The 25497-nt window shown below is 64.5% G+C and carries 23 protein-coding genes; 7 read left to right on the top strand and 16 right to left on the bottom strand.

Annotated elements, in window-relative coordinates; genetic code table 11:
• Positions 1-8: 8 nt before the first annotated feature.
• A complete protein-coding gene (locus AAFG13_RS10260) occupies positions 9-770 on the bottom strand; it encodes a proteasome-type protease (RefSeq protein WP_050406373.1) in 762 nt (253 codons plus the stop codon).
• 269 nt (positions 771-1039) lie between these two features.
• Between AAFG13_RS10260 and AAFG13_RS10255 the strand changes: the two genes are divergently transcribed.
• Entirely contained in the window at positions 1040-2635 is a 1596-nt protein-coding gene (locus tag AAFG13_RS10255) for an ABC transporter substrate-binding protein (protein ID WP_342711936.1), read from the top strand.
• A gap of 78 nt (positions 2636-2713) precedes the next feature.
• On the opposite strand, the gene AAFG13_RS10250 is transcribed toward AAFG13_RS10255, so the two are convergent.
• The 4 genes from AAFG13_RS10250 to AAFG13_RS10235 all read right to left on the bottom strand — a co-directional run bounded on the left by AAFG13_RS10250 (position 2714) and on the right by AAFG13_RS10235 (position 6852).
• Positions 2714-3124, bottom strand: a complete 411-nt coding sequence (locus AAFG13_RS10250) for a carboxymuconolactone decarboxylase family protein (protein ID WP_212309904.1) — start codon at positions 3122-3124, stop codon at positions 2714-2716.
• A 199-nt stretch (positions 3125-3323) separates the two neighbouring features.
• The gene (locus AAFG13_RS10245) at positions 3324-4166 is read right to left on the bottom strand and encodes a transglutaminase family protein (RefSeq protein ID WP_342711935.1); all 843 of its coding nucleotides are present in this window, start codon (positions 4164-4166) and stop codon (positions 3324-3326) included.
• A 152-nt stretch (positions 4167-4318) separates the two neighbouring features.
• On the bottom strand, positions 4319-5263 hold the full coding sequence (locus AAFG13_RS10240; protein WP_092115222.1) for an alpha-E domain-containing protein: 945 nt from the start codon (positions 5261-5263) through the stop codon (positions 4319-4321).
• Positions 5264-5433: 170 nt separating this feature from the next.
• Positions 5434-6852 carry a circularly permuted type 2 ATP-grasp protein gene (locus AAFG13_RS10235; protein WP_163161604.1) on the bottom strand — a complete coding sequence of 473 codons (1419 nt, stop codon included), beginning with the start codon at positions 6850-6852 and terminating at the stop codon, positions 5434-5436.
• A gap of 227 nt (positions 6853-7079) precedes the next feature.
• Between AAFG13_RS10235 and AAFG13_RS10230 the strand changes: the two genes are divergently transcribed.
• From AAFG13_RS10230 to AAFG13_RS10220, 3 genes are all read left to right on the top strand, one after another.
• Complete coding sequence (locus AAFG13_RS10230) at positions 7080-7832, top strand: molybdopterin-binding protein (RefSeq protein WP_342711934.1); 753 nt, start codon at positions 7080-7082, stop codon at positions 7830-7832.
• A gap of 6 nt (positions 7833-7838) precedes the next feature.
• The gene (gpt, locus tag AAFG13_RS10225; protein WP_092115219.1) at positions 7839-8366 is read left to right on the top strand and encodes a xanthine phosphoribosyltransferase; all 528 of its coding nucleotides are present in this window, start codon (positions 7839-7841) and stop codon (positions 8364-8366) included.
• Positions 8367-8552: 186 nt separating this feature from the next.
• Complete coding sequence (locus AAFG13_RS10220; RefSeq protein ID WP_342711933.1) at positions 8553-9176, top strand: hypothetical protein; 624 nt, start codon at positions 8553-8555, stop codon at positions 9174-9176.
• A 16-nt stretch (positions 9177-9192) separates the two neighbouring features.
• Here the strand turns inward: AAFG13_RS10220 and AAFG13_RS10215 are convergent, their stop codons facing one another.
• Entirely contained in the window at positions 9193-10215 is a 1023-nt protein-coding gene (locus AAFG13_RS10215) for a methionine synthase (RefSeq protein WP_342711932.1), read from the bottom strand.
• A gap of 100 nt (positions 10216-10315) precedes the next feature.
• On the opposite strand from AAFG13_RS10215, the gene AAFG13_RS10210 reads away from it, so the two are divergent.
• The 3 genes from AAFG13_RS10210 to AAFG13_RS10200 all read left to right on the top strand — a co-directional run bounded on the left by AAFG13_RS10210 (position 10316) and on the right by AAFG13_RS10200 (position 12706).
• Complete coding sequence (locus AAFG13_RS10210) at positions 10316-11020, top strand: glutathione binding-like protein (protein WP_212309899.1); 705 nt, start codon at positions 10316-10318, stop codon at positions 11018-11020.
• Positions 11021-11120: 100 nt separating this feature from the next.
• A complete protein-coding gene (locus AAFG13_RS10205) occupies positions 11121-11732 on the top strand; it encodes a 2-hydroxychromene-2-carboxylate isomerase (RefSeq protein WP_212309898.1) in 612 nt (203 codons plus the stop codon).
• Entirely contained in the window at positions 11732-12706 is a 975-nt protein-coding gene (locus AAFG13_RS10200; RefSeq protein WP_342711931.1) for an NADPH:quinone oxidoreductase family protein, read from the top strand. The genes AAFG13_RS10205 and AAFG13_RS10200 overlap by 1 nt, the downstream gene beginning before the upstream one ends.
• An 80-nt stretch (positions 12707-12786) precedes the next feature.
• On the opposite strand, the gene AAFG13_RS10195 is transcribed toward AAFG13_RS10200, so the two are convergent.
• The 10 genes from AAFG13_RS10195 to AAFG13_RS10150 all read right to left on the bottom strand — a co-directional run bounded on the left by AAFG13_RS10195 (position 12787) and on the right by AAFG13_RS10150 (position 25485).
• A complete protein-coding gene (locus AAFG13_RS10195) occupies positions 12787-13461 on the bottom strand; it encodes an alpha/beta fold hydrolase (protein WP_342711930.1) in 675 nt (224 codons plus the stop codon).
• Complete coding sequence (locus tag AAFG13_RS10190) at positions 13458-14348, bottom strand: crotonase/enoyl-CoA hydratase family protein (RefSeq protein ID WP_342711929.1); 891 nt, start codon at positions 14346-14348, stop codon at positions 13458-13460. The genes AAFG13_RS10195 and AAFG13_RS10190 overlap by 4 nt, the downstream gene beginning before the upstream one ends.
• A 134-nt stretch (positions 14349-14482) precedes the next feature.
• The gene (locus AAFG13_RS10185) at positions 14483-15901 is read right to left on the bottom strand and encodes an amidase (RefSeq protein ID WP_342711928.1); all 1419 of its coding nucleotides are present in this window, start codon (positions 15899-15901) and stop codon (positions 14483-14485) included.
• Positions 15894-17066: a M20 aminoacylase family protein gene (locus AAFG13_RS10180; protein WP_342711927.1), complete on the bottom strand. Its 1173-nt coding sequence runs from the start codon at positions 17064-17066 to the stop codon at positions 15894-15896. Before AAFG13_RS10180 ends, AAFG13_RS10185 begins: the two co-directional genes overlap by 8 nt.
• A 7-nt stretch (positions 17067-17073) precedes the next feature.
• Complete coding sequence (locus tag AAFG13_RS10175; protein ID WP_212309892.1) at positions 17074-18594, bottom strand: M81 family metallopeptidase; 1521 nt, start codon at positions 18592-18594, stop codon at positions 17074-17076.
• A 240-nt stretch (positions 18595-18834) separates the two neighbouring features.
• A complete protein-coding gene (locus AAFG13_RS10170) occupies positions 18835-20484 on the bottom strand; it encodes an ABC transporter ATP-binding protein (protein WP_342711926.1) in 1650 nt (549 codons plus the stop codon).
• A 154-nt stretch (positions 20485-20638) separates the two neighbouring features.
• Positions 20639-21526: an ABC transporter permease gene (locus tag AAFG13_RS10165; protein WP_176530408.1), complete on the bottom strand. Its 888-nt coding sequence runs from the start codon at positions 21524-21526 to the stop codon at positions 20639-20641.
• Between the two features lie 3 nt (positions 21527-21529).
• The gene (locus AAFG13_RS10160; protein ID WP_212309890.1) at positions 21530-22471 is read right to left on the bottom strand and encodes an ABC transporter permease; all 942 of its coding nucleotides are present in this window, start codon (positions 22469-22471) and stop codon (positions 21530-21532) included.
• A 263-nt stretch (positions 22472-22734) separates the two neighbouring features.
• Positions 22735-24051: an ArgE/DapE family deacylase gene (locus tag AAFG13_RS10155; protein ID WP_342711925.1), complete on the bottom strand. Its 1317-nt coding sequence runs from the start codon at positions 24049-24051 to the stop codon at positions 22735-22737.
• 126 nt (positions 24052-24177) lie between these two features.
• A complete protein-coding gene (locus AAFG13_RS10150) occupies positions 24178-25485 on the bottom strand; it encodes a D-amino acid dehydrogenase (RefSeq protein ID WP_342711924.1) in 1308 nt (435 codons plus the stop codon).
• Positions 25486-25497 lie beyond the last annotated feature (12 nt).

Raw genomic sequence — 25497 nt, 5'->3', positions numbered from 1 at the left:
GTTTCCTCTTACTTGGTTTTTGCTTCGGTTTCGTTCTTGTAGGGTGGGCGTGGAATGTTCTGGTGCGCCGCGCGCAGCGCTGCCGACCAGCGCGAGCGCAAATCGTGGAAATAGGGCTCGCCGGCCTCGATGCGGTGATTGAGATCGGCCTCGCAGGCGTCGGTGCGCACCACCAGCACGTCGATCGGCAGGCCGACCCCGAGATTGGAGCGCATCGTCGAATCCATCGAGATCAGACCCGTCTTGAGCGCCTCGTAGAGCTCGACGTCGTAATGCATGGCGCGGTCGAGCACCGGCTTGCCGTATTTGTGCTCACCGATCTGCAAATACGGCGTGTCGGTGGTGCATTCGATGAAGTTGCCGGCGGTGTAGACCATGAACAGGCGCATCCGCGAGCCCTTGATCTGGCCGCCGAACAGGAACGAGACGTCGAAGGAGATGTCCTCGGAACGCAGCGCATCGCCCTCGGTCGCATGCACCGACCGGATGGCGCGGCCGATCCGCTGCGCCGCCTGGAACATGGTCGGCGCATTCATCAGCGTCTCGAGCTCGCCGGTGTGCGGATCTTCCATGCCCTCGGTCAGGGTCGACAGCACCGACTGGCTGATTGCGAGATTCCCTGCGCTGGCGATCGCCATGATGCGGTCGCCGGGCTTTTCGAAGATGTGCAGCTTGCGGAAGGTCGAGACGTTGTCGAGGCCGGCATTGGTGCGGGTATCGGCGATCATGACGAGGCCGTCGCGCACCAGAATTCCGCAGCAATAGGTCATTTACAGCCCTCAAACGGTCCGAGTTTCTCGGCGCCAAACGTGTAGCCAATTTCGAGGTCGCATCCAACCCCAATTCCCCGTGACGGGACATACGAGGGGGCCGGCGACGGTCCGTGTCAGGACCCGTCCTGAAATCGCGGTTCGTGCCGGCCTCGTTCTGCGTTGCACGCAGCCGGCAATGATCGGCGCCTCGTCTCATTGCGAGGCACCCGGCGTTGTGGTCGACTGCCTGCAATCGACAAGAACAACAAGAATTCCGGGAGGCGAGAATGTCGTTCAAGCTGGCCATGTGCATCATGGCATTGGGCACAGCCGTGATGGCTGCGAGCCCTGCATCGGCCCAGAAGAAGGGCGGCACCTTGCGGCTCTATCACAACGACAACCCGCCCTCGACCTCGCTGCTCGAGGAATCCACCATCGCCTCGGTGATGCCGTTCGCGGCGGTCTTCAACAATCTCGTGGTGTTCGATCCGGCCAAGGTGCATGAAAGCATCGACACCGTGATCCCTGACCTTGCCGAGAGCTGGTCGTGGGATTCCACGAACACGAAACTCACCTTCAAGCTGCATCATGGCGTGAAGTGGCATGACGGCCAGCCGTTCACGGCCAAGGACGTGCAGTGCACCTGGCGAATGCTGATCGGCAAGAGCGAGACACAGGACTTCAAGCGCAATCCGCGCAAGGTCTGGTATTCGAAGCTCAAGGACGTCAGCGTCAATGGCGACGATGAAGCGACCTTCGAGCTGACCGAGCCGCAGCCCGGCCTGCTGGCGCTGCTCGCCAGCGCCTTCTCGGTGGTCTATCCCTGCCACGTGCCGCAGCAGGTGATGCGCACCAAGCCGATCGGCACCGGGCCGTTCAAATTCGTCGAATTCCGGCGCGGCGATTCGATCCGCCTCGTCCGCAACCCGGATTACTTCAAGAAGGACCGGCCGTATCTCGACGAGATCACGGTGCGCTCGATCGACAGCCGGGCCACGCGCATGCTGGCGTTCGCGACCGGCGACTATGACATCACCTTTCCATCCGACGTCAGCATTCCCCTGATGAAGGACGTGAAGGCGCGCGCGCCGAACGCGATCTGCGAGATGACCTCGACCAATCTGCAGATCAATCTCTTGGTCAACCGCGTCAATCCGCCGTTCGACAATCCGGATATCCGCAAGGCGATGTCGCTGGCGTTGGAGCGCCAGGCCTTCAACAGCATCCTGTTCGAAGGCACCGGACGGCTCGGCGGCGCGATGCAGGCCAAGCCGGAAGGCGAATGGGGCATGCCGCCGGAGATCCTGTCGACGCTGATGGGCTACGGCGCAGATACCGGGAAGAACCTCGCGGATGCGCAGGCGATCATGCAGAAGCTCGGCTACAGCGACGCCAAGCCGCTGTCGATCAAGATCCAGACCCGCAATCTGCCGACCTATCGCGATCCGGCGGTGATCCTCGCCGACCAGCTCAAGAAGATCTACATCGTCGCCGAGCTCGATATCCTCGACACACCGCGCTGGTACTCGCGGCTGCAACGCAAGGATTACACGATCGGCCTCAATGTCACCGGCGTCAGCGTCGACGATCCCGACGGCAATCTGGTCGAGAATTATTCCTGCAACTCCGAGCGCAACTATACCCAGTATTGCAATGCCGAGGTCGATAGATTGCTGGCTGCGCAGTCGCGCGAGGTCGACAAGGACAAGCGCCGCAATATCGTGTTCGACATCGAGCGCCTGCTGGTCGACGACGCGGCGCGTCCGGTCATCCTGCACTCATCGGCCGGCAATTGCTGGCAGCCTTACGTGAAGAACTTTCATCCACACGACAACAGCCAGTACAACAATCTGCGCTTCGAGGATGTCTGGCTGGACAAGTGACCGCGATATAGCGGTCATTCCGGGGCGCGCTTAGCGCGCCCCGGAATGACAGGATGAGGGAGGCAAAGCCTGTCCAGCCTACGCATCCGCCGCGCCGACGAGGAACGCCTCGTCGACCGGCACGCCGAGCGCAGTGACCAGCCGGTTGGTTTCGGCGGCCATGCCGACGATCGCCAGCATTTCCTGATATTCGGCCTCGGTCATGCCCTTGGCGCGTGCGCTCGCGGTGTGCGAATGGATGCAGTAGCTGCAGCCATGGGCCACCGAGACCGCAACATAGAGCATTTCCTTGACCTTCGGGTCGAGCGCGCCCGGCGCCATCACCTCCTTGATGCTCTCCCAGGTCCGCCGCAGCGTCTTCGGATCATGCGCGAGCGCGCGCCAGAAATTGTTGATGAAGTCCGAGTTCCGCGTCTTGCGGATGTCGTCGAAGACGGCGCGTGCGTCGGCCGAGAGTTCGTCGTCGGAAATCAGTTTCACAGTTGCCATGGTTTCTCTCGCTGATCCGGTTTGCGGCAGCGATCATAGCATGCTCGCATCTTGCGATCGTCATTCCCCGGTGCGCAATTGCGCACCTGAGGGCTCGCGAAGCGAGAGCCCGGAATCCATCGCGCCACCGGTTGTGCGGACGAATGGATTCCGGGTTCGCGCCAAAAGGCGCGCCCCGGAATGACGACCAGGAGGCTTCTTACGACTGCGTCTGGCTCTGCCACTGTCCGGGGCGGCCGGCCTGGTCGACCTTGACCGCGACCGACAGCGTCTCGTTGCCGCCGCCATAGCGGGTGCCGCGGACCGGGGCGGCACCGAGATAATCGAGGCCGATCGCAACGCGGGCATGGGCGTCGGTGGTGCAGATGCCGTTGGCGGGGTCGAAGCCGACCCAGCCGAGGTCGGGCACGAAGGCCTCGGCCCAGGCGTGGCCGGCCTGCTGGTTGACCATGCCGTCGGAGCGTAGGAAGTGGCCGGAGACGAACCGCGCCGGAACGCCGCCGGCGCGCGCGCAGGCGATCAGGATGTGCGCGTAGTCCTGGCAGACCCCGCGCTTCAGCGCGAACGCCTCGGAGGCCGAGGTGGCACTGTTGGTCGGGTCCTCGTCGAAGGTCATGTGCTCGTAGATATGCACCATCACCGCGTGCAGGAAGCCGAGCACGTCGCTACCTGCTTCCGCGCGCAGCTCGCGCACGAAACTCGTCATCGCCGGGTTGAGATCGGTCAGTGGCGTGGGGCGCAGGAACAGGCTCGGGGGAAACCGCTCGTCGGTGCCTTTCAGCACGCCGCCGGTGTCCTGGGTCTCGACCAGACCCTCGCAATGGATCGTGAGGTCGGTGATCGCGCCGTGCGTCAGCACATGGGTGACGTTGCCGAACGCGTCCTCATGGGTGTCGAGCCGGGAATCGGTCGAGACATCGATCTGCCAGTCGGCGACATACTGGCCGTCATGGCTGCCCGGCGTCATCCGCAGAATCTGGATCACGCCCGAAGCCGCCGGCTCGTAGCGATAGGTGGTGGTGTGGGCTATCCGCAGGCGCATGGTTCAACCGGGATTCAGTCGGTCTTCTGGGGCAGGAACATCATGCCCCGGGCATCCACGTCTTTCTTCCTAATCGGCCGCGAAAGCAAGACGTGGGTGACCGGGATCGACCCGGTCATGACGACATTTTGAGCACTTTTCCCGCGGCGCGGTCAGATCAAATATTGCTTGGCGACGATCTCACCCAGCCGCGAATTATCGGCAAGGAATTCCTGGATGAATTCATGCACGCCGTGCTGGAAGATATCGTCCATATGGCTGTGCTCGAGCCGGTTCCTGATGCCGCGGGCGTGGCGCTGGGCGGCGCCTTGGCGGCCATAGGCGACGCCGATCTGGTCCAGATTGCGCACCAGGTTGCTGTAGCAGCTGGCAAGCGACCGCGGCAGCGTGTCGTTGAGGATCAGGAGGTCGGCGATCAGCCAGGGCTTCAGGGTTTCCCGGTACACCCAGTGATAGGCGGTCGTTGCCGACACCGAGCGCAGGATCGAGGTCCACTGGTAGTAATCCAGCGGGCCGCCGACATGCTCCTCCTCGGGCAGCAGCATGTGATACTTGACGTCGAGAATGCGGGCGGTGTTGTCGGCGCGCTCGAGATGCACGCCGAGCCGCGAGAACCAGTAGGCGTCGTTGCGCAGCATGGTGCGGTAGGCCGAGCCGTCGAAGCGCAGCGAGGTCTCCTGCACGAAGCGCAGGAATTTTGCCAGCTCCTCGCGGTTGGCGGGCCCCTTGTTCCAGACTGCCTGCAGCTCGATCCACGATGAATTGATGGTGTCCCACATCTCCGACGTCAGCGCGGTGCGCACCGAACGCGAATTGAGCCGCGCGGCCTCGATGCAGTTCTTGATCGAGGACGGATTCTCCGACGAGAAGGACAGATACTCGACGACGTTTCGCTCGTTGGCTTCTTCGTAATGGTCGTAGAAGGCCGCGCCGACACCGGCGGTGAGCAGCGCGGAATCCCACTCATTGGTCTTGCCGATATAGGCCGCGGGCAATGCGGTGACACGGAGCGTGGCGTCGATCGTGCGCGCGAGATACTCGGCGCGTTCGACATAACGGGCCAGCCAGAACAGGTTTTCGGCGGTGCGCGACAGCATGCGATAGTCCCTACAAGACGAAACGTGTTTCACCTCCCCCTGAAAGGGGGAGGTCGACGCGCAGCGGCGGGTGGGGGTCCTCTCTCCATTCGGCGTATGCGGCCGACCCCCACCCCGACCCTCCCCCTTGCAGGGGGAGGGAGGGCTCGCGCAGCGCGTTTGGCTTCAAATCACTCACTCAATATCCAGGTGTCCTTGGTACCGCCGCCCTGGCTCGAATTGACCACGAGCGATCCTTCCTTCAGCGCGACGCGGGTCAGCCCGCCCGGCACGATGGTGGTGTGGCTGGAGCCGGTCAGCACGAACGGGCGGAGGTCGACATGGCGCGGCGCCAGGCCCTTGTCGGTGCAGGTCGGGCAGGTCGACAGCGCCAGTGTCGGCTGGGCGATGAAGCCCTCCGGCTCGCGCTTGAGCTTGTCGCGGAACGCCTCGATGGTCGCCTTGGTGGCGGCCGGGCCGATCAGCATGCCGTAGCCGCCCGAGCCGTGCACCTCCTTGACGACGAGGTCGGCGAGGTTGTCGAGCACGTAGGACAGATCCTGCGGTTCGCGGCAGCGCCAGGTCTGCACGTTCTTCAGGATCGGCTCCTCGCTGAGGTAGAATTTCACGATATCGGGCATGTAGGAGTAGATCGCCTTGTCGTCGGCGATGCCGGTGCCGACCGCGTTGGCGAGCGTGATGTTGCCGGCCGCGTAGGCCGACATCAGCCCGGGGACGCCGAGCGCGGAATCCGGTCGGAAGGTGAGGGGGTCGAGGAAGTCATCGTCGACGCGGCGGTAGATCACGTCGACCCGCTTCAGCCCCTCGGTGGTGCGCATGAACACCTCGTCGTTCTTGACGATGAGGTCGCGCCCCTCGACCAGCTCGATGCCGAGCTTGTCGGCCAGGAAGGAGTGCTCGTAATAGGCCGAGTTGTAAACGCCGGGCGTCATCAGCGCGACCGTCGGCTCGGCCGAGGCGCTGTGCGGCGCCACCGACCGCAGCGCCGACAGCAGCTCGTCCGGATAACGTTCGACCGGCGCGACGCGGTGCCGCGCGAACAGGTCGGGAAACAGCCGCATCATGATCTCGCGGTTTTCCAGCATGTAGGAGACGCCGGACGGCGTGCGCGCATTGTCCTCCAGCACGATGAAATTGTCCGGATCGGTGCGGATGATGTCGATGCCGGCGATGTGGACGTAGATGTCGTGCGGCACGTCCTGGCCGTTCATCTCCGGCCGGAACACCGGGTTCTGGAAGATCAGGTCTTCGGGGATGATGTTGGCGCGCAGGATGTCGCGGCCGTGATAGATGTCCTTGAGGAACATGTTGAGCGCGAGCACGCGCTGCTTGAGGCCCTTCTCCAGCAGCGTCCACTCGGTCGCGGACATGATGCGCGGGATGACGTCGAACGGGATCAGCCGCTCCTGGGCCTCGGAATCGCCGTAGACCGCGAAGGTGATGCCGATCCGGCGGAACAGCAGCTCCGCTTCCTGGCGTCGATACTCGAGCGCATCCGGCGGCGTCTCTTTGAGCCAGCGGGAGAGCTCCTGGTAGGCCGGGCGGAGATCCTCGCCGAGGCCGTTCATCTCATCGAACGCGACTGCCATATATCCCGATTGCCCTCCCAAGCCATGTGACACAGTGCATGACTTGATGGGATGGTAGCAAGGGGCGGGCCAGCGCGATATGCATTGGCTTCTGGCATTTGCTAAGGGTGAGGCGGAAGGCCTGCCCGAAAAACCGGCTGAGGTCTGCTTAATTCGGCGGCAAAACCCCGTGACATCAAGGCATTGGAACGGCAATGTCAGGGGATCAAGTTTAAGGAAATGAGACCATGAGCGAGATCGTCACGGCGGGGATATTGGTGATCGGCGACGAGATCCTGTCCGGCCGGACCAAGGACAAGAACATCGGCTTCATCGCCGAATACCTGACCAATATCGGCATCGACCTGAAAGAGGTCCGCGTCGTTGCCGACAACGAGACCGACATCGTGTCCGCCCTTGATGCGCTGCGGCATAGGTACAATTACGTGTTCACCACCGGCGGCATCGGGCCGACCCATGACGACATCACCGCCGACAGCGTGGCGAAGGCGTTCGGGGTCGAGATCCACCATCATCCCGACGTGGTGGCGCGGTTCAGGGAGCGCTGGACCGAGCAGGATCTCAACGAAGCACGGCTGCGGATGGCCCGGGTGCCCGACGGCGCCGAGCTGATCCAGAGTGCGACCATCCTGGCGCCGGGCTTCAAGCTCGGCAACGTCATCGTGATGGCCGGCATCCCCACCATCATGCAGGCGATGATGGACATCGTGGCGCCGACGCTGAAATCCGGCGTGCGGATGCTGTCGGACTCGGTCCGCGCCGACGCAAGGGAAGGCGACATCGGCGGCCCGCTGCGGGCGATCGCGGAAGCCAATCCCGACACCATCATCGGCAGCTATCCGTTCCAGGACGAGAACCAGAAGCCGAACACCAATCTGGTGGTGCGCTCGCGCGATCCGGAGAAGCTCGCCGCGGCGATGGCCGCGGTGAAGGAGATGTTGAAGCAGGTGCAGGCCGCGCAGAAGAAGCCGGCGGGTTGAGGCGACATGGTTGAACGAAATTCTGAACAGAATGCGCAGGATCGGGCCGGCAGGCCGTTCCCGGTCTCTTGGGATCAATTCCATCGGGATTGCCGGGCGCTGACCTGGCGTCTCAACGAGGTCGGCCCGTTCCACGCGGTGATCGCGATCACCCGCGGCGGGCTGGTGCCGGCGGCGATCGTGGCGCGCGAGCTCGGCTTGCGGGTGATCGATACGGTCTGCGTCGCAAGCTACGACCACGACAAGCAGGGTGACCTGAAAGTGCTCAAGGGCATTTCGGAGCAGACCGCCAAGCTCGGTGGCGGCACCGGCAAGGGGCTTCTGATCGTCGACGACCTCGTCGATACCGGCAAGACCGGAAAGCTGGTGCGCGAGATGCTGCCCGACGCGCATTTCGCAACGGTGTACGCAAAGCCCAAGGGCCGCCCGCTGGTCGACACCTACATCACCGAGGTGTCGCAGGACACCTGGATCTTCTTTCCTTGGGACACCGCGCTGTCGTTCCAGCCGCCGATCCGCGACGGGGCGGCGTAAAGAGTCACCTCGCCCCGCTTGCGGGGAGAGGTCGGATCGCGTCGCTAGATGCGATCCGGGTGAGGGGGACTCACCGCGAGTTCATCTCCTACTATCTTTGCGGACACAGCCCCTCACCCCGACCCTCTAAGAGGGAGCTCCGCTCATCTCGACCCCGCAAGAGCGGGGCGAGGGGAAGTCAGAAGCATGCCCCTGCAAAACCGCGTCACCCCGACAGGCGACATCGTCGCGTCAAAACATCGCGGCACCTTCACCGGCAATCGCGGCATCATCCACGATCCCGCGGCGCGGACGCTTTTGAACAAGCGCTGGTCGAGTCCGGCCTGGCTCACCTGCGTCTGCGAGTTCAGGGGACGGCGACGCGAGGTGATGAGCCGGCAGAGCTGGACCGAGCTGTTCTTCCTCGATGAAGCGACCGCATTCGCAGCCGGCCACCGGCCCTGCTTCTACTGCCGCCGCGACGACGCCAAGCGGTTTCGTGCCGCGTGGGAGCAAGGTAACGGCGTCAGCGATCTCAGCGCCAAGGCGATGGATGCGGTGTTGCATGCCGAGCGGCTCGACCGCGGCAAGAAGCGGCTGCATCCACTGCCGATGCCGCTCGCCGCGCTACCTGACGGCGCGATGATGCAGGCGAACGGCGAGAGCTATCTCGTTGCCGGTGGCAGGACATTGCGCTGGTCGTTCGCCGGCTACGAGCGGGCCGACGTGATCGCTCCCGCCATGCTGCTGACGCCGCCGTCGACCGTCCGTGCGCTTCAGGCCGGCTATCGGCCGGTGCTGCATCCGAGCGCGGCGGCTGCCTTGGGCTGAGCCGCCGGCGCGGCCCTTACGCCAGCCGCTGCCTTGCCAGTTTCGCGCCGGCGCCGAGCGCGATCAGCTTGGCTTCGGCGATGTCACGCCGCATCGGGGCCATGCCGCAATTGGTGGTCGCGATGATGTTGCCCTTCGGGACATGCTTTGCGACGGCTTCGATCACCTTGACGACATCCTCCGCAGTCTCGACGTCGTCGCTGGCGACGTCGATCACGCCGGCCTGGACGATCTTGCCGGGGAGTGCCGCGAGCAGTTCGATCGGCACCTTCGAGTTGCGGCATTCGATCGCGACCTGCTGGATCGTGCTCTTGTCGATGACCGGGAAGGTCTCTTCATATTGCCGCCACTCGCCACCGAGCGTCTGCTTCCAGTCGGTGTTGGCCTTGATGCCGTAGCCGTAGCAAATGTGAACGGCGGTGGCGCAGGTCAGGCCCTCGGCGGCGCGCTCGAGCGCCTTGATGCCCCAGTCGCGGACTTCGTCCATGTAGACGTTGAAGGCCGGCTCGTCGAACTGGATCATGTCGACGCCGTCGGCCTGCAGTGCCTTGGCCTCCTGGTTCAACAGCTCGGCGAAGGCGAAGGCCATCTTCACGCGGTCGCCGTAATATTGGTCGGCGATGGTGTCGATGATCGTCATCGGACCGGGCAGGGTGAACTTCAGCCTGTTCCTGGTGTGGGCGCGCGCGGCACGCGCCTCGCTTTCATGGACGCGTCCCTTGAGCTGCAGCGGCGCGACCACCTGCGGGACCATGGCTTTGTAGCGGTCCTTGCGGATGCCCATCTCGACCTTGTGGGCGAAATCGATGCCCTCGATCCGCTCCAGGAAACCGTGCACGAAGTGCTGGCGCGCCTGCTCGCCCTCGGTGACGATGTCGACGCCGGCATCCTCCTGCAGCTTGACCGCAAGCACCGTGGCGTCGCGCTTGGCGCGGGCGAGTTCGGCGCCTTCCGATTTCCAGGGCGCCCACAGCATGTTCGGCTCGGCGAGCCATTCCGGCTTCGGCAGGGAGCCTGCGATCGTGGTTGGAAACAGCATGGGTGCCTCCCGCTGGGTTCTGATTGAGCGCCTGTGTGCCATGTCCTAGAGTGGAGGTACAGAACAACAAAAGTCTTTGTGACGGGGAATAAGGACGCCGATGATCGACCTGCACTACGCGCCGACGCCGAACGGCTGGAAGATCTCGATCATGCTTGAGGAACTGGGGCTGCCCTATCAGGTGGTCCCGGTGAACATCCGGGCCGGCGAGCAGTTCCGGCCGGAATTCCTGGCCATCAGCCCGAACAACCGCATCCCTGCGATTGTCGATCATGCGCCTGCCGACGGCGGCGGGCCGTTCTCGGTGTTCGAGACCGGCGCGATCCTGATCTATCTCGCCGACAAGGCCGGCCGCTTCCTGTCCAGGGAGCTGCGTGCGCGGTCGAACGTCATCCAATGGGTGATGTGGCAGATGGGTGGCCTCGGGCCGATGCTCGGCCAGCACGGCCATTTCGCGCTCTATGCGGCCGAGAAGATTCCCTACGCGATCGAACGCTACCGCGACGAGACCGCGCGGCTCTATGGCGTGCTCGACCGCCAGCTCGGCAAGACCGGTGCCTATATCGCCGGCGACGATTATTCGATCGCCGACATCGCCTGCTTTCCCTGGACCATGACCCACAAGGCGCAGGGCTTCACCCTCGACGATTACCCGAACATCAAGCGCTGGTACGCGGCCGTGCGTGCCCGCCCGCAGGTGCAGGCCGGCCTTGCGATCGGAAAATTCGTCAAGGAGCCGTTTGACGAGGAATCACGCAAGAACATGTTCGGCCAGCGTGCGAAGGAGCTGGTCGAGAAGAAATAATGTCAGTTATTCCGCGGCGCGACACAGTCGCGAGGTCCGCGCCTTGCAGCGCATCCCGGAATGACGACAATGACTATGGAAAAGACAAAGGGAAACGCCAATGATCGAATTCTTCTTCGACTGTTCCAGCCCGTGGACCTATCTCGCCTGGCACAACATTCAGCCGATTGCGAAGGAGTTCGACGCGCCGATCACCTGGCGGCCGATCCTGGTCGGCGGCATCTTCAACACCGTCAATCCGTCGGTCTACGCGCAGCGCGAGAAGCCGGTGCCGCTGAAGGCCCGCTATATGAAAAAGGATCTCGGCGACTGGGCGCGCTCGGCTGGGCTAGCGATCAAGATGCCGCCGACCGTGTTCCCGGTGAACAGCGTCAAGGCGATGCGCGGCTGCATCTGGCTCGGCAACGAGAAGATGGTGCCGTTCGCGCGCGCGGTGTTCGAGGCCTATTGGGGTGACGACAAGGACATCTCGCAGGATGCGGTGCTGACCGGGATCTGCACCAAGCTCGGGATCGATCCGGCGCAATTCCTGGCCGGTATCGGCGACCAGGCGATCAAGGATCAGCTCAAGGCCAACACCGAGGAGGTGATGGCGCGCGGCGGCTTCGGCTCGCCCACGATCTATCTCGACAAGACCGACATGTATTTCGGCAACGACCGCCTGCCGCTGATCCGCGAGGCGCTGGCCCGCCTCAAGGCACGAGCCGCCTGATGCCGAAAGCTGTCGTTTGCCGTGAGCTCGGTTCGCCCGAGCGCCTTCAGCTCGAGAATTTTGCCTCGGTGCCCTTGCAGCCGGGGGAGGTGCGTGTTGCGATCCGTGCCGCCGGGATCAATTTCCCCGACATCCTGATGGCCGCGGGCGAGTACCAGCTCAAGCCGCCGCTGCCGTTCACGCCGGGCTCGGAGGCTGCCGGCGATGTCGTCGAGGTCAATGACGCGGCCGGCGTCGCTATTGGCGACAAGGTGATCGTCAAGATGCGTTTTGGCGCTTATTGCGACGAGACGGTCGCGACACCGTCGCAGCTCGTGCCGGTGCCGTCGACCTTCGACTATGCGGAAGGTGCGACCTTCCTTGCCGCGCATGGCACGGCGCATCACGCGCTGATCGATCGCGGGCAGATCAAGCCGGGCGAGGTGCTGCTGGTGCATGGCGCCGGCGGCGGCGTCGGGCTTGCTGCGGTCGAGATCGGCAAGCTGCTCGGCGCCACCGTGATCGCGGCGGCCTCGAGCGAGGAGAAGCTCGCGATCGCGAAAGCACGCGGCGCGGATCATCTCGTGCTCTACACGCGCGAGCCGTTTCGTGACGCGGTCAAGCGCATCACCGATGGCCGCGGCGCCGACGTGGTGTTCGATCCCGTCGGCGGCGAGGTGTTCGAGAACTCGATGCGCTGCATCAACTGGGGCGCGCGCATTCTCGTCGTCGGCTTCACCGGCGGCATCGGTCTTGCCCGCACCAATCTGTTGATGATCAAGGGCGCGAGCGTGCTCGGCGTTCGTGCCGGCGAGGCGGTGCGGAAGAACCCCGCGCTCGGCGAGGTCAGGGTCAAGGCGCTGAGCGAATGGGCCGAGGCCGGCCGGGTGCGACCGAATATCTCACATCGGCTGCCGCTGGAGGACTATGCGAAGGCGATGCGGCTGTTGATCGAACGCAAGGCGATCGGGCGTGTGGCGCTGTTGACCAGGTGAAGTGCGTAGGGCGGGTTAGCCGAAGGCGTAACCCGCCACGTCTTGCCAAGTAATGGTGGATTACGCTTCGCTAATCCACCCTACGCCTTCGCAAATCTTCCCTCCCGCAAAAACACAAGCGTTTGTGCGATCGCCTCCCGGTTGCGCACCAGCCAGGGATGCGAGGTGCGGATCACGATATGATCGGCCATGCCGTCAAGCCGGGTGTTGGCGACCGACACCCGGCCGTCATGCGGCCGGGGCAGGGCCATGGAGGTGATCGGATAGACCGAGCGGTTGCCGGCGATGATGCCGGCGCAATAGTCGATCGCCGGCAGCAATGCGCTGGTCGCGGCATCGCGGCGGGTGACGAGCTGCTGGCCGGCCGGACCGAAGAAAGCGCGATAGGCCGCGAGGTGTTTCAGGCGGTCGGCGATCTCGCTGCCGCCATTCGGCGTGCCCAGCATCACGATGCGGCCGAGCCGCGCGGGGCGATGTCGTGCGAGGTAGACGCGGGCGAGCAGGCCACCCATCGAATGGCAGACGAAATGCACGGAGCCGTCGAGGCTTTGCGCGAAGCGATCGAGCGAAGGGTGGATGTCCTCGGCCAGCGCATCGAGCCCCTTGCGCCGGCTGTCATAGTCGAGATTGAGCGCGGCAAAACCGGCATCCCTGAGCGCCAGCTCCATCCTGCGAAACGAGCGCGCCGTCCTGCTGATGCCGTGCAGCAGGACGACGCCGTCAGGTGTGGACGCCGCGGGACGCCGTTCGCTCACTTATAGTCGCGCTCTTGCCACCATGGGAAATAGTCGGGCATATCCGACGACACCTTGTTCTTGAACTGCGCGGGACGCTTTTCCAGGAACGATACCACGCCTTCCTTGACATCCTCGGAGCGGCCGCGGGCATAGATGCCGCGGCTGTCGACCTTGTGCGCCTCCATCGGATCGTCGGCGCCCATCATGCGCCACATCATCTGGCGGATCAGCGCCACCGATACCGGCGCGGTCTTGGCCGCGAACTCCTTGGCGAGCGCGCGCGCGGTCGGCAGCAGATCCTCCGGCGGCACCACCTTGCTGACGAGGCGGCCGGCGAGCGCTTCCTGTGCCGGGAAGACGCGGCCCGAGTAGCACCACTCCAGTGCCTGCGAGATGCCGACGATGCGCGGCAGGAACCAGCTCGAGGCGGCCTCCGGCACGATGCCGCGCTGGGAGAACACGAAGCCGAAGCGCGCGGCTTCGGAGGCAATGCGGATATCCATCGCAAGCTGCATGGTGACGCCGATACCGACCGCCGGGCCGTTCACCGCGGCGATCACAGGCTTCAGGCACTTGAAGATACGCAGCGTCACCTGGCCGCCGCCGTCGCGCACCTGCGGATCGCTGTAGTCGACGCTGCCGTCGGCATTGCGCTTGACCGGACCGCGCCGCGCATCGCGGTCGAAGGTGTTGGCGCCGGAGGATAGATCCGCGCCGGCGCAGAAGCCGCGGCCTTCCCCGGTCACGATGATCGCCCTGACGTCGTCGTCCTTGTCGGCTTGGTCGAACGCGTCGATCAGCTCCTGCTGCATCGTGGCGTTGAAGGCGTTGAGCTTGTCGGGCCGGTTCAGCGTGATGGTCAGGATCTGCTCGGCGACCTCGTACTTGATCGTCTCATACGCCATGGGGATGATTTCCTCTCGGTTTTCTTGAATGAACGGCGCTGGCGCGCGTCTCCATTCAGTTAACCCGGCAATCATCCCTTGTGAAGAAGAGGGATGCGCGGCGTGGTTCCGCGCATCCTGATTGCGTTGAGGCGCTACTTCTTCGGTGGCGTCGGCCACGGCTTCTGCGGGCCGCGCAGGCCTTCGAACGCCTTGCCGATGCCGAGCACGCCGATGTCATCGAAGCGCCGGCCGATGATCTGGACGCCGATCGGAAAGCCCTTCTTGTCGTAGCCGGCGTTGATCGACAGCGCGGGGTTCTCCGACATATTCCACGGCACGGTAAAGCAGATGTGCTCGAACGGCTTTGCGGGGTCGTTGAGGGGTGCTGCGAACTCCGCCGGGAAGTTCACGACCGGCGACACCGGCGAGATCACATAGTCGACCTCGCAGAACAGCTTTGCCGCGGCCGCGCGGATCGCCATCGTCTGGTTGAAGCCGCGCACCACGTCGACGCCGGAGAGCTTTGCGCCGGCCTCGGCCCAGTCGAGGATGTAGGGCAGCGTCTTGCCGCGGTCGGCCTGCGACAGCTTCGACAACTCGTCCCAGGTCCGCGCACGCCAGAAATTGTCGAGCCCCTCGAGCATCTCAGGCGTCAGGATGCCGTCGATCTCGGTGATGACGGCACCGGCGGATTCGAACGCCTTCGCTGCCTTGACGGCGACCTCGCGAACCTCCTTCTCGACCTTCTGGCCGGATCCGGCATCGAGCATCAGCCCGATGCGCAGCTTGCGCGGCGACTTCTCCAGCGCCTTCCAGTTCACCTCGAGTGCCGGCAGGCTCATGCCGTCGCGGCGGTCGGGACGCGACAGCACGCTCATCATCAACGCGGCGTCGTCGACCGTTCGGGTCATCGGCCCGGCGACGCGGCCGACATAGGGCGGGTCGATCGGCACGCGGCCGAGGCTCGGCTTCAGGGCGACGAGGCCGCACCAGGAGGCCGGCAGCCGCACCGAGCCGCCGATGTCGGTGCCGAGATGCAGCGGGCCGTAGCCGGCCGCGCCGGCCGCACCGGCGCCTGCGCTCGAGCCGCCGGGATTCTTGCTGATGTCCCAGGGATTGCGGGTGAGGGGATGGAACGACGACAGCCCCGACGACAGCATGCCGTAATCCGGCATCGTGGTCTTGGAGAAGATCACGCAGCCGGCTTCACGCAGCCGCGCGGCAGGCGGCGCATCCTTTTCCGCAGGCACAAGCTTGACGCTGGCGGCACCCAGCGGCACCGGCTGGCCCTTGGTCGCGACGTTGTCCTTGATGGTGACGGGCACGCCGTCGAGCGTGCCGACCGGCTCGCTCTGCTGCCAGCGCTCGGTCGCAGCTTTGGCGACCTTCCGCGCGCCGTCAGGGTCGTACAGATACAGCGCCTTGATGTGCGGCTCCCAGGTCGCGACCTGGGAGATGATGTCTTCCAGCACCTCGGACGGCGAGAACTGCTTGGCACGGTAGCCGGCCAGCAGGTCAACGGCGGAGAGATCGTGCAGCGACGTGATGGCGTCCTCTTTCGGCCTATGCATGCGCACCTGCCGGCATACGCTTCTCGATGATGCGGGCGAACATGCTGGCGCCGATCGGCAGGATCTTGTCGTCGAGAACGTAACCGGGATTGTGCACGGGCACCGAACCGTCATGGCCGACCCAGAAATACGCACCGGGAATGGCCTGCATCATGTCGGCGAAATCCTCGCTGCCCATCTTGGGCGTCGAGCGGGTGATCACCTTGGCCGGATCGACAACGGTGCGCGCGACTTCCTCGACGACGCGGGACTGCTCTTCCTGATTCACCAGTACGCTGAAGCCGTCGCGGATCTCGACCGAGATTTCGGCGCCATATGCCACCGCAAAGCCGGCTGCGATTTCGCGCATCCGCTTGCGGATCAGCTCACGGATCTCGTCGGAGAAGCAGCGCACCGTGCCGCACATCCAGGCTTCGCCGGGAATGACGTTGTACGCCGACCCGGAATGGATCTGCGTGATCGACAGCACCGCAGCCTGTAGCGGATCGACGTTGCGGCTGACGATCGACTGCAACGCCTGTCCGAGCGTCATTGCGATCACGACCGCGTCCTTGGAGCGCTCCGGCATCGCGCCATGCGCGCCGTAGCCCTGGATCCTGATGTCGAAGAAGTCGGCTGCGGCCATTGCCGGGCCCGGCAGGATCGCGATCTCGCCATGGTTGAGGTCGGGCGCGTTGTGCAGGCCGTAGACCTCGTCGCAGGGGAACTGCTTGAACAGGCCGTCCTTGATCATGGCGCGGGCGCCGCCAAGGCCTTCCTCGGCCGGCTGGAAGATGAAGTGCACCGTGCCGTCGAAATTGCGGGTCTCGGCGAGATAGCGCGCCGAGCCGAGCAGCATCGTGGTGTGGCCGTCATGGCCGCAGCCGTGGAAGCGGCCGGGGATGGTGGAGCGCCACTTCAGATTGGTGTTCTCTTCCATCGGCAGCGCATCCATGTCGGCGCGCAGGCCGATCTTCTTGCTGCTGTTGCCCTTGCCCTTGAGCACGCCGACCACGCCGGTGCCGCCGAGGCCGCGATGTACCTCGATGCCCCAGCTCGTCAGCTTGTCGGCGACGATGCCTGAGGTGCGGACCTCCTCGAAGCCGATCTCGGGATGCGCATGCAGATCCCGTCTGATGGCGGTGAGTTCGTCGGCAAAACTGTCGATGCGCTCAATGGTCGGCATGATCTCTCTATCCGTTTGTGCGTGATGGGGAGGAGGGGGTGAAAGTGGGGCCGTTAGGCTTGATACGAATGCCGGGACGCAAATGTTTCCACGGCAGTGTGGCGGTATCGGCCGGCATTGCGCCGGGCGCGGCGCAGATCAGCAGCTTCTCGGCGATCGGCTCGAAATCGGCGCGGAAATGCACCGAGCTCTTGTTGACCAGGATCTTCTGCGCGGTCGGCTCGATGCCGACATAACGGTACATCGACTGGTCGGCAAGCTGCGCCTTGTAGGAGCCGACGACGACGCGGACGTCGCCGACCCGCAGGCAAGCCGAGGGTCCCATATCCATGTCGCGGCCGCCGTAGAATGGCCCAGGCGCGACAAACCTGCCGTCCGAGAGCTTTTCGACGACGAAGGTCTCGCGGTACGGCGCGTCGCCGGCGATGCCGGATTTGCCGCCGAGATCGAGCGTGACGGTAGCGCCGACACCGGCTTCATGCGCTGCCTTCGCCGACTGCGGATCGAAGATCACGCCGGTGGCGGCGCTGGCCTTGTTGCGCACCAGCGCCCGCAGCATGCCCGTAGTGTCGGACGTGCCGCCAGCGCCGGGATTGTCCTGGGTGTCGGCGATCACGATCGGCCTTGTCGCCGATGCTGCCAGTTCCATCGCCAACCGCACGCCGTCGTCGGGCGAATAGATACGGCCGTCGAAATCGTTTTCATGGCCCTCGACCAATGCGACGAGCCGGTCGGCGGCCGCATCCGCATCGGCCTGCGTCCGGCCATAGGTAAACACGCTCGGGCCGCAGTCCCTGAAGTCGGCAGCCGGGAAGCCGAACGCAAACGACAGCGTCGGTACCGCGTCGCTCTCGAGCGACGCAAGCTGCTGATAGATGTTCTTCGCCGGCTGATCGTTGGTGCATTGCCAGCTGATCGGGATCAGGAACGGCAGCTGCCGGAACGCCTTTGCCAGTCGTTCACCGGACTTGAGCAGCAAGGCCAGATGCCTGGCGCAGGCCCGGCCGGTGTCGGCCATGTCGACATGCGGGTAGGTGCGGTAGGCGATCAGCGCATCGGCATGCGCGATCATTTCGGGCGAGACGTTCGCGTGCAGGTCGAGGCTCGCGACCAGTGGAATGTCCTTGCCGACCACCTTGCGCACGCGGGCGAGGATCTCGCCCTCGCCGTCGTCATAGTGCTCGGTCACCATGGCGCCGTGCAGGTCGAGATAGACGCCATCAATCGGCCCCGCAGCGGCAATGCCGTCGACAATCTCCCTGACGATCCGCTCGAAGGCATCTTTCGTGACATGGGCCGATGGAGTCGCGCCGGCCGCAACAGTCGGAGCGAGCTCCCAGCCGTTGGCTTCCGCCGCCTCGACAAAGCCGGCGAGGCCGGCATTGATCTTGCGCATCACCCTGAGCACGTCGCTGCCATGCGTCATCGACGGCCAGCCGCCGCCGTGCACGAAGTCGTCATAGGTTGCCTTCGTCGGTGCGAAGGTGTTGGTCTCGTGCAGGAAGCCGCCAACGGCAATGCGGGTCATCAAGTTGGTCTCGATACGTTTCTTCGATCACGATGCGAACGGAACGGTTCGCGCCACGATCTCGTTGGTTTGAGCGTGTTCTTTCGGGAAGACCGGCGTCCACCTTCCAGGCCATGCCCTAGCGCGCGACGTTAAGCGTGTCGTCGCGCCAAGCGCAAGCCGGGGAGCACCTCCGGATTTGCATGCCCTATGGGCGTATTGAAAGGCCCAAAGGTACGTCGTCAGGTTAAGTCTAAAGACCTAGGCCGTTGCCACGAGGCCTTCCGAAACCGGGCGGAAATTCGCAAAATCCCACCCGCGCCCCGGTGCTGCTTCGAGCAGCGCACGGGTGTAGGCCTGTTGCGGATTGGTCAGCACCTCGGCCGCCGGTCCCTGTTCCACGACGCGGCCATGTTGCATCACGGCGACGTCGTCGCAGATCTGTGCGGCGACGCGCAGATCGTGCGTGATGAACAACAGCGCGATGCCGAGCCGCCGCTGGATTTCGTCGAGCAGATTGAGAACCTGCGCCTGCACCGAGACGTCGAGCGCGGACACCGCCTCATCCGCCACCAGCACGTCGGGATCGAGCGCCAGCGCGCGCGCGATCGCGATGCGCTGGCGCTGACCGCCGGAGAACTGGTGCGGATAGCGCGAAATCGCGTCGGGCGGCAGATGGACGAGCTCAAGCAGCTCGCGGGCCCGCGCCAGCGCATCCTTGCGCGGCATGCCGTAGTTGACCGGGCCTTCCGCGATGCTCTCGCCGACGGTGACGCGCGGATTGAGCGAGCGGTAGGGGTCCTGGAAGATGATCTGGATCTTCTGGCGATGCGGCTGCAACAGCCTGCGCGACAGGTCGGAGATCTCGCGGCCGGCGAGCCGCACCCCGCCCGAGGTCGGATCGATCAGGCGGACGATGCAGCGTGCGACCGTCGACTTGCCGGAACCGCTTTCGCCGACGATGCCGAGCGTACGGCCCTTGCGCAGGGTGAGGGTGACGTTGCTGGCGGCGGCGACCTCGCGGGCTTTGCCGTACAGCGACCGCTCCCGGTAGACCTTGCTGAGTTCGTTGGCTTCCAGCACCACCGGCTCCTTCGTCTCCGGCCGCGGCGCGCGCGGCACGAGGCTCGGCACCGCGGACAGCAGGTTGCGGGTATATTCCATCGTCGGGTTGCGCAGCACATCTTGCAGCTGGCCGGTCTCGACCAGCCGGCCGTGCCGCATCACCGCGACGCGGTCGGCGATCTCGGCCACCACGCCCATGTCGTGGGTGATGAACAGAACCGCCGTGCCGTGGTCGCGTTGCAGGTCGCGGATTAGCGTGAGGATCTGCTTCTGGGTGGTGACGTCGAGCGCGGTGGTCGGCTCGTCCGCGATCAGGAGCTTTGGTTCCAGCACCAGCGCCATCGCGATCATGATGCGCTGGCGCTGTCCGCCCGAGAGGCGGTGAGGGTAGGAGGAGAAGATGCGCTCCACATCGGGCAGCCGCACATGCTCCATCATCGCCAGGATCTTCTGACGCCGCGCGCGGGAGTCGAGATCGGTATGGGCGCGCAGCACCTCGTCGATCTGGCGGCCGACTGGCACCACCGGATTGAGCGCGGTCATTGGCTCCTGGAAGATCATCGCCATCCGCGTCGCGCGCAGCTGGCGCAGCCGCCGGTCGGTCGCGGTGAGCAGTTCCTCGCCGACCAGTTTGACGCTGCCGCCGGACGGCACCAGCGTGCCCTTCTGCAGCAGGCCCATCGTGGTCAAAGAGGTCACCGACTTGCCCGAGCCGCTTTCGCCGACAAGGCAGAGCGTCTCGCCCTCGCGCACCTGCAGCGACAGGTCGTCGATGATGCGGTGCGCGTCCGCCTTGCGGCCGAGACCGACGACGAGATTGTTGATGTCGAGGACGACGTTGGTCATCAGGCTGGTTCCACCGGCGTTGCGAGTGATAGCGACAGATTTCGTCTTGCGTCATTCCGGGGCGATGCGAGGCATCGAACCCGGAATCTCGAGATTCCGGGTCTGGTGCTAACGCACCATCCCGGAATGACGGCTTCAATTGGTATTGAAGCCGTCACTTGCCCTCACGCTGTTTCATGCGGGGATCGAGCGCGTCGCGCGCGGCGTCGCCGATCAGGTTGACGCTGAGAATGGCGATCGAGAGCAGCAGCCCCGGCCAGAAGATCAGCGACGGCTTGACCTGGAAATAGGCACGGCCCTCGGCCATGATGTTGCCCCAGGTCGGCGTTTCCGGCGAGATGCCGGCGCCGAGGAACGACAGGATCGCCTCGGTCAGGATCGCGGATGCGCAGACGTAAGTGCCTTGCACGATCAGCGGCGCGATCGTGTTCGGCATCAAATGCCGCCACATGATCTTCGGCAGGCTCGAGCCGAGCGAGATCGCGGCCTCGACATAGGGCTCCTCGCGCGCGGTCAGCACCACCGAGCGCACCAGCCGCGCCACGCGCGGGATCTCGGGGATGGTGATCGCGACCATCACGGTCCAGATGCTGGCGCCGGACAGCGACACCACGGCGATCGCGAGCAGGATAGCGGGGATCGCCATCAAGCCGTCCATCACGCGCATCATCACCGCATCGACCCAGCGGAAGAAGCCGGCGACGAGGCCGATCAGGAGCCCGATGGCGATCGAGCAGACGGCGGCGCCGAGCCCGATCAACAGCGAGATCCGTGCGCCATAGATGACGCGCGACAGCAGGTCGCGTCCATAGGCGTCGGTGCCGAGCAGGTATTGCGCGCTCGACGGCTTCAGCCGCTGCGATGGCGTCAGCAACAGCGGATCGTGCGGCGCGAGCAGCGGCGCGAAGATCGCCATCAGGATGATCAGGACGAGGCAGATCGTTGCAACCGCGATGATCGGCGTCGACGCGAGGAAGCCGAACTTGACGCGGAACGGCCGGGTGACGGGGATGGAGGATTCGGGAAGGGTTTCGATCGCCATTGCTCAGTACCGGATACGAGGATCGAGCAGGGTGTAAGCGAGGTCGATCAAGAGATTGACCGCGACATAGATACCCGATGTCAAAAGGATCATGGCCTGGATCACCGGATAGTCGCGCGCCAGCACCGCATCGACGGTGAGGCGGCCGATGCCGGGCAGGTTGAACACGCTCTCGGTGACGACCACGCCCGAGATCAGCAGCGCGAAACCGGAACCGATCACGGTGATGACCGGAACCGCGGCGTTGCGCAGCGCATGGCGCAGCAGCACACCGGTCTCGCCGATGCCCTTGGCCCGCGCGGTGCGCACGTAATCCTCACCCAGCACATCGAGCATCGAGGCCCGTGTCATGCGTGCGATCAACGCGACATAGATGAAGGAGAGCGTGCAGGTCGGCAGGATGATGCGCTCGAAGAACGGACCGAAGCCGGCCGAGATGCTCTTGAAGCCCTGCACCGGCACCCAGCGCAGATCGATCGCAAACACCTGGATCAGCACATAGCCGATCACGAACACCGGCACCGAGAAGCCGAGCACCGAAAGCCCCATCACGCAGCGATCGATCCAGGTGCCGTGCTTCCACGCCGCGATCACGCCGAGCGGCACCGCCACCAGGATCGACAGGACGATGGTGGCCAGCGCGACCGAAATCGAAGGCTCGAGGCGCGGGCCGATCATCTCGAGGATCGGCTTGTTCGAGATCAGGGAGACGCCGAGGTCGCCGTGCAGCAGCTTGGCGACCCAGGTATAAAACTGGATGTAGATCGGCTCGTTGAGACCAAGCGAGGTGCGGATGCGGTCGAGCTGTTCCGGCGTCGCATTGTCGCCGGCGAGAATGGCGGCCGGGTCGCCCGGCGTCAGCCGCAGCAACAGGAACACGAACAGAGCCACCACGCCCATCACGGGAATGGCGGCGAGGATGCGGCGGAGGAGATAGCCGATCATCGCTGCTATCTCCTGCCGTCAGATGGTGCGAAGCGAAGGCTGGGCCGCATCATACTCATGGTGTCCCCGTGATGTGTCTCATGCGCTTCTGCGTCTTGTCTCAAGACTAGCGCGAACGTGATGAATTTGCAGGCAAATACTGTGCCAATGGAGACGTCATATCAAGGCGCGGTTCAGGCCGTTGGCGGCCTCCTTTGGTCTGAAGTTGCTATTTCGAATTGCACATGTCGCCATGTGCCACCGACCTGAAACGGCAAGTCCATTCACGCTTTCACCACGCCGCACCAATTGGCGACGAACAGTGCGATGCTCTGCGTTGTCTTGCGAAGGCTGTCGAGCTCGACACGTTCGTTGAACGCATGCGGGCCGATACCGTACGGACCATAGCAAAGGGCAGGGATGCCGTAGTCGACGCAATAGTAGCGGGTGTCGTTGACGGCGGTGGACAGGCGCTCCTGCATCGGAGCCTGGAAGATGGAATGATGTGCTGCCGACAGGGCTGCTTCCGCTTCGCTGCCAGGCTCGCACACCGCTGCGTCTGCCTGAAAACCGCTCCACACGAGCTCGGCCGGATTATCGGACAGGAAGTCGTCGGCCTTGTGCGCCTCCGTCAGGCATTCCTCGATGCCGCGCATCGCCTGCTGGGGTGTTTCGCCCGGCAAGAGACCAAGCCGGCAATCCAGTTCGCACCAGGCCGCGGTCGAACTGGCCCAATCGCCGCCCTTGATGATCCCGACGTTGAACTTGATCGGATTCTTGACGCTGCGGAACCAGCTGTTGTCGAGCGCCCGGGCATTGAGCGCCCTGGTGTAATCCTGGAATGCGCGCACCAGATGCATCGCCGACAGGATGGCGCTCGTACCGGCTTCCGAATAGGCGACATGCACCGGCGTGCCGCGGACGCGCAGTCGAAACCAGACGGCGCCGACCTGGGCGCGCGTGAGCGTGTGTCCGGTCGGTTCGGGAATCAGGCAGGCGTCGGCGCGATAGCCGCGCATCAAGGTCGACAGCGCGCCGTTGCCGGTGCTCTCTTCCTCGGTCACGGTTTGCAGATGGACGCGTCCGCCCGGGGCATAGCCGGCGTCTCTGAAAGCATCGAGCGCGAAGATCATTGCCGAGACACCGGCCTTCATGTCTTGCGCGCCGCGCCCGAACATCCAGCCGTCGTGCACGGCGCCCGAGAACGGCGGTTGTTCCCAAAGATCGGCGGGCCCCTCCGGCACCACGTCGATATGACCTTGCAGGATCAGGCTGCGTCCGCTGCCTGTGCTGTCGAGCGTCGCAACGACCTGCTGCGATCCGGCAAGATCGATGCCGTCCATCGGTGCAGCCTTCGGATGACTCATCAGGTTGACGTCCGCAAGACTGAACGTATCGACGTCGTAGCGGCGCTTTGCGAATTGCTCGGCCAGCCAACGTTGTTGCGGCGCTTCCTGTCCGCGCAAGCTGCGGAACTGCACCATGCGCGACAGGAACGCGATCTGATCGTCGAAGTTTCGATCGACGGCCGCGCACAGCTCTGCGGCAATCTGATCCGGCTTGGTCAACGTCTCGTGCGTGTCCGCCACCCCAATGCGCATTGTCCCCTCCCGCGCTGAAGCGCTTTTCCCCAATGTGACGCTAGTCGTTGTCATGCGGTGTTTCTCAGCGAATTCCGACTTGGCCACACGCAAATACGCTCATATTCTTCCTCGTCGGCCGGATAATTAGGGGAAAGCTGCGCGGGCGGTCTCGGTCACATCGACCTGCGACGGCACCATTGAAGGCGTGTCGAGGTCGCGCCAGTCATCGATCGCGCCTGCCACCATCTGCGCCGTCGCAGCCGACAGCGTCCAGCCGAGATGACCGTGGCCGGTGTTGTAGAACACGCCCGGAAACCGTCCGGCGCGCACCGCCGGCATCATGTTCGGCATCATCGGGCGCAGGCCCGCCCACGGCACGACCCTCGACGTGTCGATGCCGGGAAAATGCTGCCGCACCCAGTCCACCAGCGGCTGGATGCGGTCGGCGCGGATGTCGCGGTTGAAGCCGTTGAACTCGGCCGTGCCGGCGACGCGGAAGCGGTCCGCGCCGAGCCGGCTGGTGACGATTTTCGCCGCCTCATCGAGCAGGCTGACGGTTGGCGCAGCGTCCCGGCTTTGCGGCGCATCGAGCTGCACGGTGATCGAATAGCCCTTCACCGGATAGACGTTGACGCGGTCGTTGAGCAGGCCTGCGAAGTGGCGGCTCGCGACGCCAGCGCAAATGACGATGCCGTCCGCCTGCAACTCATGTCGCGTCGCGACGCCAGCATCGTGCGAAGCGGCTTCGTTCCAGCCGATGCGGAAGCCGTCGTCGCCGCGCGCGATCGCATCGACATCGGCTTCATGGACGAAGCTCGCACCGCGGCGGATGCAGGCGTCGGCGAGCCCGCGCGTGAACTTGTGGATATCGCCGGTCGCGTCCGACGGCGTGAAGAAGCCGCCATAGCAGGTCGTCTGCAGCGCGGGTTCGATGCTGCGGATTTCGTCCGCCGTCACCGGCCGGCGGTCGAGCCCGCCCTGTTGCAGCAGCGTGTTGACGCGCAGGCCCGCCTCGAATCCGGCCTTGTCGTGATAGACGTGCAGGATGCCGCGGCGTTCGAGATCGAAGGCGATGTTCTCGCGCTGGGCGATCGAGAACAGATGCTTGCGCGCTTCGATTGCGAGCCGCGTGGTCTCGATGGTGTTGGTGCGATAGCGGCCGATGTGGCCGACGAACTCGCCGATCCAGGAATATTTGTGCCAGCTCGGCTTCGGATTCATCAAGAGCGGCGCGTCGCTTCGAAGCATCCAGCGCAACCCCTTGAGGATGGTCGCGGCGCTGTTCCACACCTCCGCATTGCTGGCGGAAAGCTGTCCGCCGTTGGCGAATGAGGTTTCCATCGCGGCGTAGCGATGCCTGTCGAGGACAGTCACCCGGTAACCGCGTTCGAGCAGGGCATAGGCCGTCGTCACGCCGGTGATGCCGGCGCCAATGATTGCGATGTGAGGCATAGTGGTCTTCAG

Source organism: Bradyrhizobium sp. B124 (genome assembly GCF_038967635.1).
GTDB lineage: Bacteria > Pseudomonadota > Alphaproteobacteria > Rhizobiales > Xanthobacteraceae > Bradyrhizobium.
The sequence above is the reverse complement of the archived record's forward strand: the minus strand, read 5'-3'. Positions and strand labels throughout refer to the sequence as shown.

Excerpts from the sequence above, each read along its gene's own strand:
- AAFG13_RS10155 (WP_342711925.1), bottom strand. The coding sequence starts at position 24,051 with ATGCGCATTGGGGTGGCGGACACGCACGAGACGTTGACCAAGCCGGAT.
- AAFG13_RS10175 (WP_212309892.1), bottom strand. The coding sequence starts at position 18,594 with ATGACCCGCATTGCCGTTGGCGGCTTCCTGCACGAGACCAACACCTTC.
- AAFG13_RS10260 (WP_050406373.1), bottom strand. The coding sequence starts at position 770 with ATGACCTATTGCTGCGGAATTCTGGTGCGCGACGGCCTCGTCATGATC.
- gpt (WP_092115219.1), top strand. The coding sequence starts at position 7,839 with ATGGTTGAACGAAATTCTGAACAGAATGCGCAGGATCGGGCCGGCAGG.
- AAFG13_RS10235 (WP_163161604.1), bottom strand. The coding sequence starts at position 6,852 with ATGGCAGTCGCGTTCGATGAGATGAACGGCCTCGGCGAGGATCTCCGC.
- AAFG13_RS10205 (WP_212309898.1), top strand. The coding sequence starts at position 11,121 with ATGATCGAATTCTTCTTCGACTGTTCCAGCCCGTGGACCTATCTCGCC.
- AAFG13_RS10160 (WP_212309890.1), bottom strand. The coding sequence starts at position 22,471 with ATGATCGGCTATCTCCTCCGCCGCATCCTCGCCGCCATTCCCGTGATG.
- AAFG13_RS10240 (WP_092115222.1), bottom strand. The coding sequence starts at position 5,263 with ATGCTGTCGCGCACCGCCGAAAACCTGTTCTGGCTGGCCCGTTATGTC.
- AAFG13_RS10200 (WP_342711931.1), top strand. The coding sequence starts at position 11,732 with ATGCCGAAAGCTGTCGTTTGCCGTGAGCTCGGTTCGCCCGAGCGCCTT.
- AAFG13_RS10170 (WP_342711926.1), bottom strand. The coding sequence starts at position 20,484 with ATGACCAACGTCGTCCTCGACATCAACAATCTCGTCGTCGGTCTCGGC.
- AAFG13_RS10210 (WP_212309899.1), top strand. The coding sequence starts at position 10,316 with ATGATCGACCTGCACTACGCGCCGACGCCGAACGGCTGGAAGATCTCG.
- AAFG13_RS10250 (WP_212309904.1), bottom strand. The coding sequence starts at position 3,124 with ATGGCAACTGTGAAACTGATTTCCGACGACGAACTCTCGGCCGACGCA.
- AAFG13_RS10150 (WP_342711924.1), bottom strand. The coding sequence starts at position 25,485 with ATGCCTCACATCGCAATCATTGGCGCCGGCATCACCGGCGTGACGACG.
- AAFG13_RS10230 (WP_342711934.1), top strand. The coding sequence starts at position 7,080 with ATGAGCGAGATCGTCACGGCGGGGATATTGGTGATCGGCGACGAGATC.
- AAFG13_RS10220 (WP_342711933.1), top strand. The coding sequence starts at position 8,553 with ATGCCCCTGCAAAACCGCGTCACCCCGACAGGCGACATCGTCGCGTCA.
- AAFG13_RS10180 (WP_342711927.1), bottom strand. The coding sequence starts at position 17,066 with ATGCCGACCATTGAGCGCATCGACAGTTTTGCCGACGAACTCACCGCC.
- AAFG13_RS10165 (WP_176530408.1), bottom strand. The coding sequence starts at position 21,526 with ATGGCGATCGAAACCCTTCCCGAATCCTCCATCCCCGTCACCCGGCCG.
- AAFG13_RS10215 (WP_342711932.1), bottom strand. The coding sequence starts at position 10,215 with ATGCTGTTTCCAACCACGATCGCAGGCTCCCTGCCGAAGCCGGAATGG.
- AAFG13_RS10185 (WP_342711928.1), bottom strand. The coding sequence starts at position 15,901 with ATGCATAGGCCGAAAGAGGACGCCATCACGTCGCTGCACGATCTCTCC.
- AAFG13_RS10190 (WP_342711929.1), bottom strand. The coding sequence starts at position 14,348 with ATGGCGTATGAGACGATCAAGTACGAGGTCGCCGAGCAGATCCTGACC.
- AAFG13_RS10245 (WP_342711935.1), bottom strand. The coding sequence starts at position 4,166 with ATGCGCCTGCGGATAGCCCACACCACCACCTATCGCTACGAGCCGGCG.
- AAFG13_RS10255 (WP_342711936.1), top strand. The coding sequence starts at position 1,040 with ATGTCGTTCAAGCTGGCCATGTGCATCATGGCATTGGGCACAGCCGTG.